The organism is Shewanella sp. 125m-1, from assembly GCF_052977065.1.
In genome coordinates, this window is sequence record NZ_JBRILT010000021.1 from 49312 (window position 1) to 65221 (window position 15910).

The following is a 15910-nucleotide window of genomic DNA, read 5'->3' on the forward strand; positions in this document are numbered from 1 at the left end:
TAACAGGCTAAGACCCCATAACTTTATCGAAGATTAAACCAGTGCTTTAGTGACTTTCTCATATAGATCTTTCGAAAGTGCTTTAATTTCTAAGATTCGCTGCAGTTCGTTCTTCATCAATGCTTGTCTTTGATTATCAAACTTTTTGAATTGGATCAGCGGCGTAATAATCCTAGCTGCGACTTGCGGGTTAAGTTTATTTAACTTAATAATGGCATCGGCCAAAAATTGATAGCCCTGCCCGTCTTTTCTATGGAACTCAAGCGTATTGCCAGCTGCAAAAGCGCCGATTAGAGAACGAACTCTATTCGGGTTATTAAAACTAAATGCTTGATGCTCAAATAAAGACTGCAACTTTTCGATGCAATCATGGCTATTTAAGGTCGCATGTAAAGCAAACCATTTATCCATGACCAAAGGAGTATCAATCCACTCTTGTTCAAATTTCCTCATCAATTCATTACGAATAGCTGACGACTCACAATTTAATGCCGATAGAGCGCCTAAACTGTCAGTCATATTATCAGCCGAATCGAACTGTGACTTAGCCACTTCGCCGTAACTTTTCTCTATTTTTAAAAGTAAGCTTAGGCAGATATTTTTTAATGAACGAGCTGCAGCCTCATCGATACTGCTTAACTCACGCACTTTAGCCAATAACTCATCTTCACCGTCTGACGCAATCTCAAGCACAACAAACTCTCTTGCTAATGCGAGGTTATCTAGGTCAACGGCACTTTTCTGTTCAATCAGTGAACCAGCGCTTGGCAGGGTTAGGATCTCAGCCATGAGTGCTTTATCAAGATCTTGTGCCAGGATGACCCCTTTAAAAGCATCAAGGATCCTTGGGTCGATAAACATTGCTTGCTTATGTTGTAATCGTTCAACATTTTGCCACACAGATTGACTAAATAGTGAAACTGATGCTTCCCATTTGGCGACTTCGCTAGTAGCAAAACGCATAATATGAACAAGTTGTTCAATGGAGTAATCAAAACTCAGTTTAACTGGCGCAGAAAAATTTTGCAGTAACGACGGTATAGGCTTTGAAGTCATGCCACTAAAAGTAAAGGTTTGTTGTTTATCAGTAAAATTCAGAACTTCGCTAATAACTGAATCACCATGAGCACTGATCATCTCCACATCAAATGGGATATGTAAGGGCTGCTTATCAGTTTGGCCAGGTGTATCAGGGGTCGACTGAGACAATGTTAGCTTGTAGCTGTTATTTGCAGCATCATAGTGCTCTTCGACTTCAACTTGCGGTGTGCCTGCTTGGCTATACCAGCGTTTAAACTGACTTAAATCAACTTGACTTGCATCTTGCATTGCTGACACAAAATCATCACAAGTCACAGCCTGTCCATCATGACGCTCAAAATATAAGGCCATGCCTTTTTGGAATGCCTGTTCGCCTAATAAGGTATGCATCATTCTAATAACTTCAGCACCTTTATTGTAAACAGTAACCGTATAAAAGTTATTCATCTCAATCACTGACTCGGGTCTGATAGCGTGTGCCATTGGCCCAGAGTCTTCTGCAAACTGTTGGTTCTTCATTACTTTAATGGCATGAATACGGTTTACCGCGCGAGAACCAAGATCAGAACTAAACTCTTGGTCTCTAAATACGGTTAAGCCCTCTTTCAAGCTTAACTGAAACCAGTCTCTGCAAGTTACCCGGTTACCAGTCCAGTTATGAAAGTACTCATGCCCTACAACAGACTCTATTCCATGGTAATCATCATCAGTCGCAGAAGCTTTATCCGCCAATACAAACTTAGTATTAAATACATTGAGTCCTTTATTTTCCATGGCACCCATATTGAAAAAATCGACCGCCACAATCATGTAAATATCTAAGTCATATTCTAAATTAAAGCGACTTTCGTCCCAAGCCATCGACTTTTTAAGTGATGCCATTGCATGGTGAGCTTTATTTAAATTACCTTTATCAACAAATACCTGCAACTTAACCTCACGATTACTACAGGTAGTAAAGCTGTCTTCCAACAGGTCAAAGTCACCTGCTACTAGCGCAAACAGATAAGCAGGCTTTGGGAAGGGATCATGCCACAGTGCGAAATGCCGACCATCTTCTGTGTCACCTGAATCGACCAAGTTTCCGTTACTCAATAAATAAGGGAAGGCCTGTTTATCTGCTTCAATACGCACAGTATAGATAGCCAATACATCTGGGCGGTCTAAAAAGTACGTTATACGCCTAAACCCTTCAGCCTCACACTGAGTACAGTATGCACCATCCGACATATATAAGCCTTCCAGACTGGTATTTGCCTCAGGATCTAACTTAGTCGTTATTTTTAATTCAAATTCATTAAGCTTGGTATCAACAATCAGCTCACCCGACTGCTGTTGAAAAGCAGTATCTTTCCCATCGACGGTAACACTTAGCAGCTCAATCTCATCACCGACGAGGACTAATGCCTCATTATGTTGTCCGTGACGAACAACCTGACTGGTCGCAATGATCTGTGTTTCTTTTCCTGCAAGTGAAAATGCTAAATCGATATGGCTGATCTTAAATTGTGGTTGTTGATAATCTTTGAGGAATTTTGCTTGGGGCTGTGACATGAATAAACCTCTAATTTATTAATTTTGAATTAAAAAAAACGCGCATAAAGCGCGTTTTTTTATTGAGTCGATTTTACTTTTTTTGATTCTTTGCCAATTTTTCAATATCCGCTAAATCTAGCGTGATAAAGGCTGTTTCATCTAAGAAAGCATCGGCTACTTCGACATCATCAGAAATATCATCCAATGACTTAACTTTTTCTTGGCCTTCTCTTACGAGTCGGTCGTTAGCACGATCAAGTTGTTTCTTGTCGTTTGCTTCTCGTTCAGCTAGACGTTCCGTCTTAACTAAAGAAACCGTTTTATCATCATGGTTTTCTTTAAACTCAGCAATATCTTGGAAAATATAACTAAATTCAACATCAGATTGAATACGATCTTTATGCTTACCGTCCAAGTTCTGAATAAGCTGCGGATAAATTTCACCAAGTGTACCGTATTGTGCTACTGGTACTTTGTCCCATGGTAATGCATTTTCTTCTTCAGCTTCACCATACTCGCCTGGCTCTAAAGCGCTCGGGAATGGAATATCTGGTGTAACACCCTTAAGCTGAGTACTTCCACCGTTGATGCGGTAAAACTTAGCAATCGTGTACTGCACATGCCCGATAGGCTTTTCGTACATATCATAGATACGACCAAGGCTCTTATGTTGCTGCACCGTACCTTTACCAAAGGTAGACTCGCCAACAATAAGTGCACGGTCATAATCTTGAAGTGCTGCAGCAAAAATTTCAGAAGCCGATGCACTGTATCTGTCAACCATCACGGTTAACGGACCATCATAAGTGACTCGTCCATCATTATCGCGATTTTGTGATACTCGACCGTTCGCATCTCGAATTTGAACCACTGGACCCTGTTCAATAAACAAGCCTGTTAACAACGTTGCTTCAGTTAATGCACCGCCGCCATTGCCACGAAGGTCAATAATAATACCTTCGACTTTAGCTTCTTTTAATTCGGCAAGTTCTTTAGAAACGTCTTTTGACAAATCCATATAAAAACCGGGTATTTGAATCACACCCACTTTACGATTTGCATAAGGGCCGTCTGTTGGCTCAATCACTTTAGACGTTGCAGCTCTATCTTCTAAACGAATTTTATCGCGAACAATTGTCAATTCGAACGTTTTCGCGTTGGTGCCGCCTTTCTTTGGTAAAATCTCAAGAACAACCTTACTGCCCTTTGGACCTTTAATCAGTTCGACAACATCATCAAGACGCCAGCCGATGACATCAACGATCTCTTTGCCTTCTTGACCTACACCAATAATTCTATCTTCAGGTGATAATTTTTCGCTTGATGCTGCCGGGCCGCCTGCAACCAGACTCTTGATCACTGTATAGTCATCATCGACTTGAAGCACTGCACCAATGCCTTCTAAGCTCAAATTCATTTCCATTTGGAAACGCTCAGCATTTCGTGGGGAAAGATAGCTTGTATGAGGTTCCACTGTGCGGGCGAATGCATTCATTACGCCTTGGAAGACATCTTCGCTATGGGTTTGGCTTAAACGTTTAATCGCATTGTTATAACGTTTCTCAAGGACTTCGACGATTTCATCCCAATTCTTACCAGTAAGAGAGAGGTTTAATGCATCGTATTTTACACGTTGACGCCAAAGCTCGTTTAACTCAGCTTCGGTTGTTGGCCAGTTTGCATCTTCGCGGTCGTATTCATAAACGTCATTAGCAACGTCAAATGCCATCTCTTCATCAAGCAAAGACAATGCATAAGCAAATCGCTCATAGCGACGCTTTTGAACAAGCTCAAACATCTTATAAGCTTGATTCAAATCACCACTTTTCAACATATCATCAAATTCAGATGAATAGCCTTTGAAACTATCGATATCAGACTGCAACAATACATTCTTGCGATAATCTAATTGCTTTAGATATCGATTAAATACCTGTTCAGAGAAGGCGTCATCCATATCAAAACGATGATAGTGGGAGCGAGTGAATAAACCTGTCACTCGTTTACTGGCAACCTTATGTTGCGGTTCCTGCTTAAGAGCGGGCAACTCGCTGAATTGAATAGTAGGGCTTACGGCCCACGCCGAGAATCCGACAAAAATACCGGCAATGGATACAGCCAGAGAAAGTTTTCGCATCAACAAGTTACTCCTTTAGGTGCTAATAAGCCATTACAGCAGTATATGTTCAGCTCTAACTTTGATGGTTAAACCAGAGTCTAACTGAACTTGAACATCTTCTTTTTTGATGTCCAAAATCACACCAGCTACTGGTGCCTTACCTAATTTGACATTAACACGCTGCTTTGGTTTCAGTTCAGCTAAAACCGCAGGTACTAAATTTTCTGCCACAACAGGCTCTTTTGCAGGTTTGCTGCTTTGAGCTTGCTTAGGACGTTTAGCAACTGGCTTCTTAACAGGCTTCTTAGCCGTTTTTGCAGCTGGGTTAGCACTCTTGGCCTGTGCAACTCTTTTCGCCTTAGCTTTGTCTTGGCTCTCTTTTAGTGTAGCTTGAGCATGATCAATGTGCTCTTGCTCTAATTCACCACAAGCATTACCGTCTAAATCAATACGCTGTACGCCTGCTTTCACGCACTTTAAGTAGCGCCAGCTACTCGTGTATCTTCTTAACGCGATTCTGAGCTGAGTTTTACTGACTTTAGAATCATCAGCTAACCTTTCCGCTAAATCTTGAAACAACCCAATTTTTAATGGCTTAGTTTCACCTTCAGCTATAAAGCATAAAGGAAATGTTTCGTACAAATACGCAAGAATAGCGTTGGTATCGGTCAACTTTTCTGTTGATTCCATCTTTACTTCCACAGTTTAAAAAAGGGACACCACCGTAGAGCTTTATCACTCGTATCAGTTAAGTGTCGTTTATATTTGTCTGATCTGCGCATAAACAACAAATGAAAAATCGTTAACATTTGTTTTTATACCTAAAATCAAACCTACCTTAGCAACAATAATACACAAACTCTAAGCATTCATATCTTGAATGTAAACGTGTTTGTTTTTTTCATTACTCAAACCGCTTATTATAGAGAGGCTTCAAATGATTGCGACCTCCAATTAGCGATAATTGGTCGTAGATTAACCAAATAGGCAAAATTCGAGACTTTTTACCAAAGTTTCGACCCCTTGTTGATCAATTTTACTGAACCTTGATAACGATGGGCTATCAATATCCAGCACACCGATAACAGATCCGTTTTGCCGTAAAGGTACAACCAATTCTGAGTTACTGGCACTATCACATGCAATGTGACCTGCAAACTGGTGAACATCATCAATTCGTTGTGTTGAATTTAATGCCACCGCGGTACCACAGACACCTTTACCGACTGGAATGCGAGAACAAGCTACCTTACCTTGAAACGGCCCTAATACTAATTGATCATTTTTCAATAGATAGAAGCCAACCCAATTAAGATCATCAAGGTTGTCATTGATAAAAGCTGAAAAATTTGCCAATGCTGCAATAGTGTCATCTTCATCTGTAAATAATGCCCGCACCTGACGTTCTAGCGTGCCGTAAAAAGCGTCTTCCATTAATACTATCCAACCGTTATATCTAAAACAAAAAAGCATACTTACAACATTCTAACAACAAACCTACCTGCATTAACAAGGAGTTTTATTTTTCTGCCTTGTCCTCAGCTTTTTTAGCTGTTTTCTTAACCGATGCTTTTTTCTCTAGTGATCCACCTTTAAGTAACACTTGCAGGTCATCTTTGTTCTCGGCCAAGAAAAAGCTTAACTTTTCAATATTAACCTCCTCCAAACCTAAGTCACTCTTACTTAAAAACGGGATTAGGTTATCAGCGATATCTAGCATCTTATCGTAGGCATCAGCCTCCTTCTTAGATGTAAAAGTCATCTTTTCAACCCCTTCTCTAACAACTACAAATTGAGTTACAACGGCCATATTCAACCTCACACTGTTTTTATATACAGTAGAGAGTCTCATAGATTGAACTTCTTATGCAAGTTTTCTTGAATATCTGATAAACTTATTCGGTTAATGGCTCTGTATTTTCAATCGCATACGTGAAAATACTCACCTTGCGTACTCGATTAACCGTTTATATCGCAAACTTGGATATTAAAAAAAGATGGCTATGGAAGCAGTAGATAATAGTATTACTTTGTGTCAGTCCTGCGACTTAGTCATTAGGAAGCGAGCACTGCCAACTGGCGTACGTGCTATCTGTCCAAGGTGCCACACCCCTCTTTACGATACGCCATACTGTTCTATCAACGGTATGTTAGCCCTGTGTTTAACGGCGGTTTTCTTTTTCGCACCTGCAAATTTATACCCGGTCTTAGAGCTTGAGTTTCTTGGAAGTATTAGGACAACTACAGTCATAGAGGGGGCGTTATCTGTTTACCAGCAAGGTTATTGGTTAGTGGGTATTGCGGTGTTGGTTTCTGCCGTTGTCGCTCCGGGGCTATTGTTATTATCCATTTTGTCTCAAACACTCATTATTAAGTTCGGGCTCAGTTCTGTCATACTGAGGACGACACTCAAACAATTACTAAAAATTCAAGGAATGCTCACCCAGCTCACCATGCTTGAAATCTATGTCATCAGCTTCCTCGTCGCGGCGTTCAACCTAGCAGATTTTGCCAGTGTCTCTTTTGGTTTTGGTACATTCTGTTTCACCATGTTATTTGTAATGACGTTATTTTTAATGCGCGAGTACGATTTAGAACATATGTGGAGCTTTCTTGATGAACACAAATGACTCAGCAACGCTTGGGAAAGATATCGGCTTAACCTCGTGTCCAACATGTCACAAGGTGACCTGCAGTAAGTCTGCAACATGTAGTCGTTGCGATGCTCCACTTAAGGTTAGAGATTATGACAGTGTCCAAAAAAGTTGGGCGCTGCTAATCACCGCAGCTATTTTGCTGATCCCTGCCAATATTTACCCCATTACAACGCTGACGAATCAGGGACGAGTGACCCAAGACACCATTTTTTCTGGGATCGCTCACCTCGTTAAAACGGACATGATCCCCATCGCAATCATTTTGTTTACTGCGAGTATTTTGGTACCGATCTTAAAAATTGTAGGCTTAACGATTTATTTATCTGCAATCAGTTTCAAACTCCCTATTTCGAAAAAGAAGTTAATGACTGGCTTTCATATTATTGAATGGATTGGTCGATGGTCGATGCTCGACTTATTTGTTATTTCACTTACTGTAGCTGTCGTTAATATGGGACAGTTACTCGACGCTAAGCCGGCTCCAGCAGCAACTGCATTCGCCTTAGTTATTTTACTCACGCAGCTCGCTGCAAAAGTTATAGATACCCGATTACTCTGGGATAGATTGGAAACAAAAGATGACTCAAGTACAAACGCCTAAAGTCGTAAAGAAAAAGTTATTCTCACCGATTTGGTTATTACCCATTATTGCACTTGCATTAGGCGCGTGGCTTGGGGTGAAGAGCATACGCGAGTCGGGAATTGAAATTACGATTCATTTCCCTAGTGCCACAGGAATGGACATAGGTAAAACCTTAGTCAAGTACCAAGGGCTTACAGTGGGTAAAGTCGTTGATATGAGTATTGATGATGATCTTCAAGGCGTAAACGTCTCAGTTCTCATGGATTATCGTGCCGCACCATTTATCAACCAGGGGACCAAGTTTTGGTTGGTTAAACCTAAAGCAACAATCACCGGCATCGAAGGTCTAGATACCCTTTTTTCTGGTAATTACATTAGTATGTTACCCGGTGGCGGCGACTCAAGATCCTATTTTGAAGCAGAAACAACTGCCCCCGTCATCACACCCGGCGTAGAAGGACTAATTGTCCATATCACTTCTGACAAATTAGGTTCTCTTGATGTGGGTTCTCCTATCTTTTACAGACAGATCCCAGTAGGACAAGTAGTTGGTTATCATCTCGAAAGTGCGGAAAAAATTCTAGTAACAGCATTTATTCAACAGCAATATGCTGAGCTAGTTAAAACCGACTCTCAATTTTGGAATGTCTCGGGGATCAGCATCGATGCCTCCTTATCTGGTGTAAAAGTCAGTAGCGAAAGTTTAGCCTCGATACTTGCAGGTGGCATTAGCTTTAGCTCCAATACCTTATCTGAACCCGTGGAAAATAAGCATGAATTCACGTTATATGACAGCCAAGATGACGCCTTAGGCGGATTGCAATTTAACCTACTCGCAAGTGGTACCGACGCCGTATCTCAAAATACCGCCATTGTTTATCGTGGGATCCAGATAGGCCAGGTAACTCATAAAGCATTAAGTGATGATGGCGTTGTGTTATCTGCAAGAATTGATAACGCCTATAAAGAGTTACTCACTGAAAGTGCTGATTTCTGGTTGGAAGGCGCCGATATATCTCTATCCGGTATAAAGCACCCTGAACGTTTAATCACAGGTAGTGTAATTAACTTCATTCCAGGTACAGGAGCTGCAAAACAACAATATACATTGTTAACACAGCAACCTGAGCCCACAAATACTGGTAAACTGCTCCTCACGCTGCACGCAAAAAGCAACCCAGGTATTAGCGCCGGTGCAGAAATTCGCTATAAGCAGATCAAGATTGGTCACGTACTATCCAGTCAGCTCAATAACACTTTTACTCAAGTAGAATATCAAGCTGAAATAGACGCTGACTTTGCGACGCTTATCAGCGCAAATAGCCACTTTATTGCAGAGTCTGCATTAACCATAGATGCGAGTCTCGATGGTGTTAAAGTCAGTACCCGTGATCTGACGACTTTGACTAGTGGCGCGTTAAGCTTAGTTAGAGGCACAAACAAAGCCTTGGCAAAGAGCGGCGACTCGCTGTATGTTTTTGGCAACAGCAAACAGGCTACGTCTTTTTTCAATAATCAAAAGCTTATAAAAAGAAGACTCTACAATCAAGATAGCGCAGATCTCACTGCTGGCTCTCCTATCTATTACAAGAAAATGCAAATAGGCCAGGTGTCTGGCGTAGAGTGGCAAGCCACAAATAATGACTTTGCAATTGATATCGCTATCGAACGTGACTTTAAAAGTTTACTCACTGATCAAACAATCTTTTGGCGTAACAGTGCAGTATCAATCAATGCCAGTTTAAGTGGCGTTGAGGTTGAAGTCGCGCCATTAATGGGAGCTTTAAAAGGCGGAATAAGCCTTGGCTTGCTTGAAGGTAATAACGTCGCAAACGGCACCGCGCTTTATGAAAGTAAATTCCTTGCATTCAGCCAGGCGGTACCCATTCAGCTCACCTTCCCTGCGACCGTAAAATTAACCCGCAAAGCAGCCATTCGGTATTTAGGCCATAAAGTCGGTGAAATTGAGTCGGTAACCTTAGCCGCCAATTTAAAGCAGTTAAATGTTACTGCTTATTTATATGGTGAATATGCCACTAATTTTAATCAAAAAGATGCCTCGTATTCTGTTGTCGATGCGGATATTTCTTTAGCTGGGATTAAAGCGCCTGAAACCCTGATAACCGGTGCCTATATTGAAGTCTTCCCGGGACAAAGCAACATCAAGGCGACAACCTTTGTTGGACAAGTTGATACGCCATTTCATAATATCGATGGTGCGTTAACCTTTAATTTAAGTAATAGCACCTTAGGCTCGGTTAAGTCAGGAACAGCCATTTTCTTTAGAGGGATAAACATTGGCCAAGTCGATAGTTATGCTCTTTCAGATCAAGGCACTGGCGTTGTAATGCACGTTCATATTAAAAATAAGTATCAACATCTTGTAAACCAAACCAGTGTGTTTTGGGATCTCTCAGGCGTAAAATTTGATCTTGGCCTATTCTCAGGCGCGCAAATCGAGACGGGTTCGTTGGAAACAATTTTAGCCGGTGGCATCGGGGTCGCAACACAAGAAACCACCACGGTAGCAAACACCATCAACAACGACCAAACATTTACGCTTCAGTCTGATTTTGATGCAAAATGGATGACTTGGTCACCAGTACAAACACCTAAAGCAGACTAACGATTCAGCTGCTAAGAAATATTAACTAACAGTTGATAACTTGGAAATGATAGTTAATAACGATTATCTAGCAACTGAATAGAAAAACGAGGCTATAAGGCCTCGTTTTTTATGTCTGTCAGCATGTTTGCTAATGGGAAAATGCCATGTGATCGCCGAGCAATTATGTCATCTATTCGCCTTGAATTAGTTTGCCCAAAAACACTCTGAGTAGAACAACTACTTATTTTGATTGGTATCATCAACCATAAAAATGGTAGCAGACCAGTATCGCCGCGATGATCCCCGCTAAATCTGCAAATAAGCCACAAGCTAACGCGTGCCTGCCATTACGGATCCCAACAGCACCAAAATAAACGGCCAATACATAAAATGTCGTCTCGGTGCTGCCTTGCAATATTGCAGTTAAGCGACCAGCAAATGAATCCACTCCATAGTGCTGCATGGTTTCAAGCATCATAGCCCTAGCCCCTGAGCCACTAAAAGGTTTCATGATAGCTGTAGGCATGGCATCAACAAAGCGTACATCCCCTCCAGCAAAAGCGACTAAGCCTGCTATAAGCTGTAGCAAATAATCGAGCGCACCGGAAGCTCTGAGTAACGCAATAGCGAGTAACATCGCCAGTAAGTATGGGATTAGCTTTATGGACTGCGCAAAGCCCTCTTTCGCACCTTCTATAAATTCATCATAAACTGCAACCTTTCGGATACCAGCAACCAGTACAAAACTAAAAATAAGCAGCAATAAAATACCGTTACCAAGGCTGGTACTGATTTCACCAATAGCCGATACAGATAAGGTACTTAAATAAAATACCAAGCCGATAATGGAAGATAAAATGATACCCGCATAACCCAGTACCACAGTATTGAGTAAAGATAACCTTTGTACTATCGCGACTACCGTTAGACCTGCCAGTGTCGATGCCGTTGTTGCCAGTAAAATCGGCAGAAAAATATCAGCTGGTGCGACAGCTCCCTGCTGAGCACGATACAAAAATACTGTGACAGGCACTAAAGTTATAGAAGAGGTATTTAACACTAAGAACAGGATCTGGGCGTTAGTCGCAACGCTCTTATTAGGGTTTAAGGTTTGTAGATCTTGCATTGCCTTGAGGCCTAACGGCGTTGCAGCATTATCTAAACCCAGCATATTGGCAGTCAAATTCATGGTGACGCTACCAAAAGCCGGGTGCCCTCTAGGTACCTCTGGCATCAGTTTAGCGAGTAAAGGTTCAAACATTTTAGAGAATAAGCCAACGACCCCCGCCTTTTCGCCAACACGCATCAAGCCCATCCACAGTGATAATACACCGATTAAGCCCAATGCGATTTCAGCGGCTAATTTTGAACTCGAAAAAATGGCACTGACACTTTCTGAAAGTACTTGAGTATGGCCTGTTAGCACCTGCGCCAAAATAGCGAATAATGCGGTTGCAAAAAAGCCAAACCAGATCTTATTTAGCACTCAAGTTCCCTCTTATCATTTGGTAAATCTGTTATAATCCCGCTACTTTACCGCATTATCTTCGACATATGGCTCATTTTAATCAGAATTTTCTCGACAATATTGAACGTGATCTCCCTTCTCACCTTTCAATGGAAGACTTTATTGCTTACAGCAATAAACCGTTACGTCTCTCTATTCGGGTCAATACACTCAAAATTAGTACCGCAAGCTTTATTGACTTAATGTCAGAAAAAGGCTGGAGCTTTGAGCCTATTCCATGGTGTGACCAAGGTTTCTGGGTGACGATAGGCAGTGATATACAGTTAGGTAATACTGTCGAGCACTTACAAGGCTTATTTTACATTCAAGAAGCCAGCTCAATGCTACCGCCTACAGCGCTGTTTAACTCACATGCCAAAAATGAGAATGCTCTTGGCCTATTAGAGCAAACCTGTGTTTTAGACATGGCTTCAGCGCCGGGCTCCAAAACAACGCAAATAGCCGCACTGATGAACAACCAGGGGCTTTTAGTCGCTAATGAGTATTCAGCCAGCCGTGTAAAAGTCTTGCATGCTAACGTGGCGAGAATGGGCGTATCAAACTGTGCCCTCACCCATTTTGACGCTAGAGTTTTCGGTGAGTATCTATTTGAAACATTCGACGCAGTATTACTCGATGCCCCCTGCAGTGGCGAAGGCACAATACGTAAAGATCCAGACGCATTAAAAAACTGGGATAACAATGACAATAAAGGCATTGTAGTCACTCAGAAAGCGTTAATTGAATCCGCTTTTCTTGCATTAAAGGTTGGCGGAAGCTTAGTTTATTCCACTTGTGCATTGAGTCGTCAAGAAAACCAAGATGTTTGCCATCATTTAAAAAGTGTCTTTGGCGAGGCGGTTGAATTTACCTCGTTAACTGCGCTATTTTCCGGCGCTGATAAAGCATGTACCGAAGAAGGATTTTTACATGTATGGCCGCAGATTTATGATAGTGAGGGCTTTTTTGTCGCAAAGATCCGCAAAGTATCAGCTGTAGAGCGCATCTTACCTGAACCTAAAAAGCAAAAGAACTTTCCATTTACAGCTGCAAAGACCAAGCAAATTGAAGAGTTAACGGCTTATTTTGAAGATTCATTTGCCATTACATTACCTACGAATGCAGAGATCATGGTACGTGATTTAGAGTTTTGGTTGTTCCCAAAAGCGGTTATGCCACTTATAGGTAAAATGCGATTTCAGCGAATAGGGATTAAGCTCGCGGACGCATTAAAGAAAGGCTATAAGGTTCGACACGAAGCGGTCTTGGCACTCTCATCACCCACTCGGTTTGAACTCAGCGACGAGCAAGCGAAAGAGTTCTTAATGGGCCGCGATATCAGTTTAGCCGAAAAAGTTAAACCTCAGGGAGAAGTGATTGTCAGTTATGCCGGTAACCCTCTTGGTGTAGCAAAGCACCTAGGCAATAAATTAAAAAACAATCTTCCCAGAGACTTAGTTAAAGATAAGATTGCGTTATACCAGTAATACCAGTCTCATCTATACATAAATAGTTACATTTCGGTGGCGAGCATTAAAAAATAACCACCCACAATCTGTAAGGCTGGTCTACACTCTATATCATTAGTCATTAGATAAATGCTGATTAGCCTTATTTTACCATTATGGTTATCAACGGTAGTGGTAATCAACAGTAGCGCACGGCTCCCAGTGAGCCATTCCCCTAGACCCAGAACAATTGGAATAGTTTTGGGTCTTTTTTTGCCTGTAATTGAGCCTAAACCTCAGCATTAAAGTATGCAGGCTAGTATTGGTTAGCGTCCAGCGAGTTTTGCAGCGTCTTTAAACAAATTAAAGAAATTATCCGTTGTATACTGTGCCAGTTCAGGGTATTTCTCACCTCTAAGCTCAGCGACAAATTCCGCGACATCACGTACAAATGCAGGTTGATTCTCTTTACCTCGATGAGGAACCGGTGCTAAATAAGGAGAGTCCGTCTCTACCAATAATCTGTCTTTTGGTACCTTGCGGATCACATTACGTAGATCGCCAGCATTTTTGAATGTAACAATACCTGAAACCGAGATGTAAAAGCCTAGATCTAAAGCTTGTTTCGCCATTTCCCAGCTTTCAGTAAAGCAGTGTAAGACACCACCAACAGAATCAGCATTGCCTCGCTTTAAAAAGTTAATAGTATCTTCACGGGCATCGCGAGTATGAATAATAAGAGGCTTATTAACCTTTACAGCCAGATCTATCTGCTGCTCAAAACAAGTTTGTTGCAGTGTTTTTGTCTCATTGGCATAAAAGTAATCGAGCCCTGTTTCGCCAATAGCAATGACTTTCTCATCACGGGCAAACTGCTCAACCTCTTCGATGTTTAGACCTTCTTGCACATCTAACGGGTGTACACCTGCAGACAAAAATACCTCATCAAAGGCCGCCATTTTTTGCTTCATTTCGGTGAAGCCTTGCTGCCTGACATTCACACAAAGAAAATAAGCAATATCGCGGGCTTTTGCTGCGGTAATGATCTCTTGTAGTGAAGCCTGATCTGGCGCGGTTTTAAGACGGTCTAAATGACAATGTGAATCGATAAGCACAGTGAAAGTCCAACAAACAACAAAAAGGACAGCAAGTCTAACCAGCTACATAGTGCAGGTCAAATCTCCAGAGGCCAGTTCACGAGAAAGAAGCTGTTCGATATGATGTTTATGAAAATCAGGCTCGGATAAAATTTTTATGCCGACTCCTGCAGGACGCCCTCCCGATGCACCTAAAGGATTAATCCAGATCACCGAACCTTTGAAGTCGTGATGCTGTGAGCCACTCGGGAGTTGATAACGAACCATGATCTCTTGTCCAAGACTGAAGCGTTCAGCACTAGCAACAAACATACCTATCGGTTTGATAAATGGCATATAAGCGCGGTAAAGCTGCTGTAAAGACTCAAATTTGACAACAAGATTCATCATAGATTTTTATTGGCTCATTAGCTGGTTATACTCAATTGTTAATCCTTCAAACAATGCCAACGAATTAACGTTTGGCATCACCGACAAGCGTGTTTCTAATTGCATCACTTTTGCTGCAAAATTTGCCAGCTTAGCTCTGAGCAAAGGGTCGATTTCTTGCTTTTTCACTAATATTCGATGCACCACTAAGTATAAAACGTTAAGCGCGTCAGAAATTTTCTTTTCATTAACATTTATTAAACTATCACACAGGTGTCCTGACGACAAACTTTGTATCCAGCCTTTTCTGTATGATACCAATGTCTTATCTCGGCCGCTCTCGACTGCCGAAAGGATAGCTAAGGGCCCTCCCACAACAGGTAAGCACCAGGTCAAATCTTCATTAGTCGATAACTCTTGCTGTAACCATTGCTTAACAATTGATTTGCTTGGCATTTCCAGATGAAGTCTCTGGCAACGACTACTAATCGTTGCGAGTAAGCGACTGGGTGAATTGGTTTGTAAAAACAAAATGGTATCTTTGCCGGGCTCTTCTAATGTTTTAAGTAATGCGTTCGCTGATGCCTGATTCAAACGTTCACTGTTTAAAATAACCGCAACCCGCCTTCCGCCCTGTTGTGGCGTTGTGGTTAGCTTTTGGCACAGCTCACGAATTTGATCTACCTTAATCTGTGCGCCATCTGCTTCAACTCGGTATAGATCAGGATGACTATTTGCCTCAACAAGTTGGCAAGGCTTACAGGAGCCACAGCTTCCAGTTCGGCCAACTTGTTTGCATAACGCAGCCTTGGCAAGCTCAAGCGTTAACGCTTCACCGCCGTAACCCACATCCATCGCAACCAGATAAGCATGACCAACACGAGCCGTTTTCAATTGCTCTGAAAACGTTTCAATTGTATGTTGCAGCCAAGGGAGCTGTGTCAT

13 protein-coding genes are annotated in these 15910 nt (G+C 41.7%); 4 read left to right on the forward strand and 9 right to left on the reverse strand.

Annotation, left to right across the window (positions count from 1 at the left end):
* Positions 1 to 33 precede the first annotated feature (33 nt).
* From pepN to ACVBIK_RS11240, 5 genes are all read right to left on the reverse strand, one after another.
* Positions 34 to 2595 (reverse strand): aminopeptidase N, encoded by a 2562-nt coding sequence (gene pepN / locus ACVBIK_RS11220; protein ID WP_447161330.1) that lies wholly within the window; start codon positions 2593 to 2595, stop codon positions 34 to 36.
* 73 nt (positions 2596 to 2668) lie between these two features.
* The gene (gene prc / locus ACVBIK_RS11225) at positions 2669 to 4714 is read right to left on the reverse strand and encodes a carboxy terminal-processing peptidase (RefSeq protein WP_447162838.1); all 2046 of its coding nucleotides are present in this window, start codon (positions 4712 to 4714) and stop codon (positions 2669 to 2671) included.
* 33 nt (positions 4715 to 4747) lie between these two features.
* Positions 4748 to 5386: an RNA chaperone ProQ gene (gene proQ, locus ACVBIK_RS11230; protein ID WP_447161332.1), complete on the reverse strand. Its 639-nt coding sequence runs from the start codon at positions 5384 to 5386 to the stop codon at positions 4748 to 4750.
* A 285-nt stretch (positions 5387 to 5671) separates the two neighbouring features.
* On the reverse strand, positions 5672 to 6130 hold the full coding sequence (locus ACVBIK_RS11235) for a GAF domain-containing protein (RefSeq protein ID WP_447161333.1): 459 nt from the start codon (positions 6128 to 6130) through the stop codon (positions 5672 to 5674).
* Between the two features lie 85 nt (positions 6131 to 6215).
* Positions 6216 to 6506: a YebG family protein gene (locus ACVBIK_RS11240; protein WP_447161334.1), complete on the reverse strand. Its 291-nt coding sequence runs from the start codon at positions 6504 to 6506 to the stop codon at positions 6216 to 6218.
* A 187-nt stretch (positions 6507 to 6693) separates the two neighbouring features.
* Between ACVBIK_RS11240 and ACVBIK_RS11245 the strand changes: the two genes are divergently transcribed.
* Genes ACVBIK_RS11245 through ACVBIK_RS11255 form a run of 3 tightly spaced genes read left to right on the forward strand, consistent with a single transcriptional unit; the run spans position 6694 to position 10562 of the window.
* On the forward strand, positions 6694 to 7326 hold the full coding sequence (locus ACVBIK_RS11245; RefSeq protein WP_447161335.1) for a paraquat-inducible protein A: 633 nt from the start codon (positions 6694 to 6696) through the stop codon (positions 7324 to 7326).
* Positions 7313 to 7954: a paraquat-inducible protein A gene (locus ACVBIK_RS11250; protein ID WP_447169692.1), complete on the forward strand. Its 642-nt coding sequence runs from the start codon at positions 7313 to 7315 to the stop codon at positions 7952 to 7954. The genes ACVBIK_RS11245 and ACVBIK_RS11250 overlap by 14 nt, the downstream gene beginning before the upstream one ends.
* Positions 7932 to 10562, forward strand: coding sequence for an MlaD family protein (locus tag ACVBIK_RS11255; RefSeq protein ID WP_447169693.1), 2631 nt, complete (start codon positions 7932 to 7934; stop codon positions 10560 to 10562). Before ACVBIK_RS11250 ends, ACVBIK_RS11255 begins: the two co-directional genes overlap by 23 nt.
* Before the next feature lie 241 nt (positions 10563 to 10803).
* Here the strand turns inward: ACVBIK_RS11255 and ACVBIK_RS11260 are convergent, their stop codons facing one another.
* Positions 10804 to 12030, reverse strand: a complete 1227-nt coding sequence (locus ACVBIK_RS11260; protein WP_447162840.1) for a nucleoside recognition domain-containing protein — start codon at positions 12028 to 12030, stop codon at positions 10804 to 10806.
* Between the two features lie 68 nt (positions 12031 to 12098).
* On the opposite strand from ACVBIK_RS11260, the gene rsmF reads away from it, so the two are divergent.
* Positions 12099 to 13538, forward strand: coding sequence for a 16S rRNA (cytosine(1407)-C(5))-methyltransferase RsmF (gene rsmF / locus ACVBIK_RS11265; RefSeq protein ID WP_447169694.1), 1440 nt, complete (start codon positions 12099 to 12101; stop codon positions 13536 to 13538).
* A 287-nt stretch (positions 13539 to 13825) separates the two neighbouring features.
* Here rsmF and ACVBIK_RS11270 read toward each other — a convergent pair whose 3' ends face one another.
* Genes ACVBIK_RS11270 through holB form a run of 3 tightly spaced genes read right to left on the reverse strand, consistent with a single transcriptional unit; the run spans position 13826 to position 15910 of the window.
* Positions 13826 to 14614, reverse strand: a complete 789-nt coding sequence (locus tag ACVBIK_RS11270) for a TatD family hydrolase (RefSeq protein WP_447161340.1) — start codon at positions 14612 to 14614, stop codon at positions 13826 to 13828.
* Positions 14615 to 14659: 45 nt separating this feature from the next.
* Positions 14660 to 14986 carry a PilZ domain-containing protein gene (locus tag ACVBIK_RS11275; protein ID WP_447169695.1) on the reverse strand — a complete coding sequence of 109 codons (327 nt, stop codon included), beginning with the start codon at positions 14984 to 14986 and terminating at the stop codon, positions 14660 to 14662.
* Between the two features lie 6 nt (positions 14987 to 14992).
* Positions 14993 to 15910 (reverse strand): DNA polymerase III subunit delta', encoded by a 918-nt coding sequence (gene holB / locus ACVBIK_RS11280; RefSeq protein ID WP_447169696.1) that lies wholly within the window; start codon positions 15908 to 15910, stop codon positions 14993 to 14995.

Excerpts from the sequence above, each read along its gene's own strand:
- pepN (WP_447161330.1), bottom strand. The coding sequence starts at position 2,595 with ATGTCACAGCCCCAAGCAAAATTCCTCAAAGATTATCAACAACCACAA.
- prc (WP_447162838.1), bottom strand. The coding sequence starts at position 4,714 with ATGCGAAAACTTTCTCTGGCTGTATCCATTGCCGGTATTTTTGTCGGA.
- proQ (WP_447161332.1), bottom strand. The coding sequence starts at position 5,386 with ATGGAATCAACAGAAAAGTTGACCGATACCAACGCTATTCTTGCGTAT.
- ACVBIK_RS11235 (WP_447161333.1), bottom strand. The coding sequence starts at position 6,130 with ATGGAAGACGCTTTTTACGGCACGCTAGAACGTCAGGTGCGGGCATTA.
- ACVBIK_RS11240 (WP_447161334.1), bottom strand. The coding sequence starts at position 6,506 with ATGGCCGTTGTAACTCAATTTGTAGTTGTTAGAGAAGGGGTTGAAAAG.
- ACVBIK_RS11245 (WP_447161335.1), top strand. The coding sequence starts at position 6,694 with ATGGCTATGGAAGCAGTAGATAATAGTATTACTTTGTGTCAGTCCTGC.
- ACVBIK_RS11250 (WP_447169692.1), top strand. The coding sequence starts at position 7,313 with ATGAACACAAATGACTCAGCAACGCTTGGGAAAGATATCGGCTTAACC.
- ACVBIK_RS11255 (WP_447169693.1), top strand. The coding sequence starts at position 7,932 with ATGACTCAAGTACAAACGCCTAAAGTCGTAAAGAAAAAGTTATTCTCA.
- rsmF (WP_447169694.1), top strand. The coding sequence starts at position 12,099 with ATGGCTCATTTTAATCAGAATTTTCTCGACAATATTGAACGTGATCTC.
- ACVBIK_RS11275 (WP_447169695.1), bottom strand. The coding sequence starts at position 14,986 with ATGATGAATCTTGTTGTCAAATTTGAGTCTTTACAGCAGCTTTACCGC.
- holB (WP_447169696.1), bottom strand. The coding sequence starts at position 15,910 with ATGACACAGCTCCCTTGGCTGCAACATACAATTGAAACGTTTTCAGAG.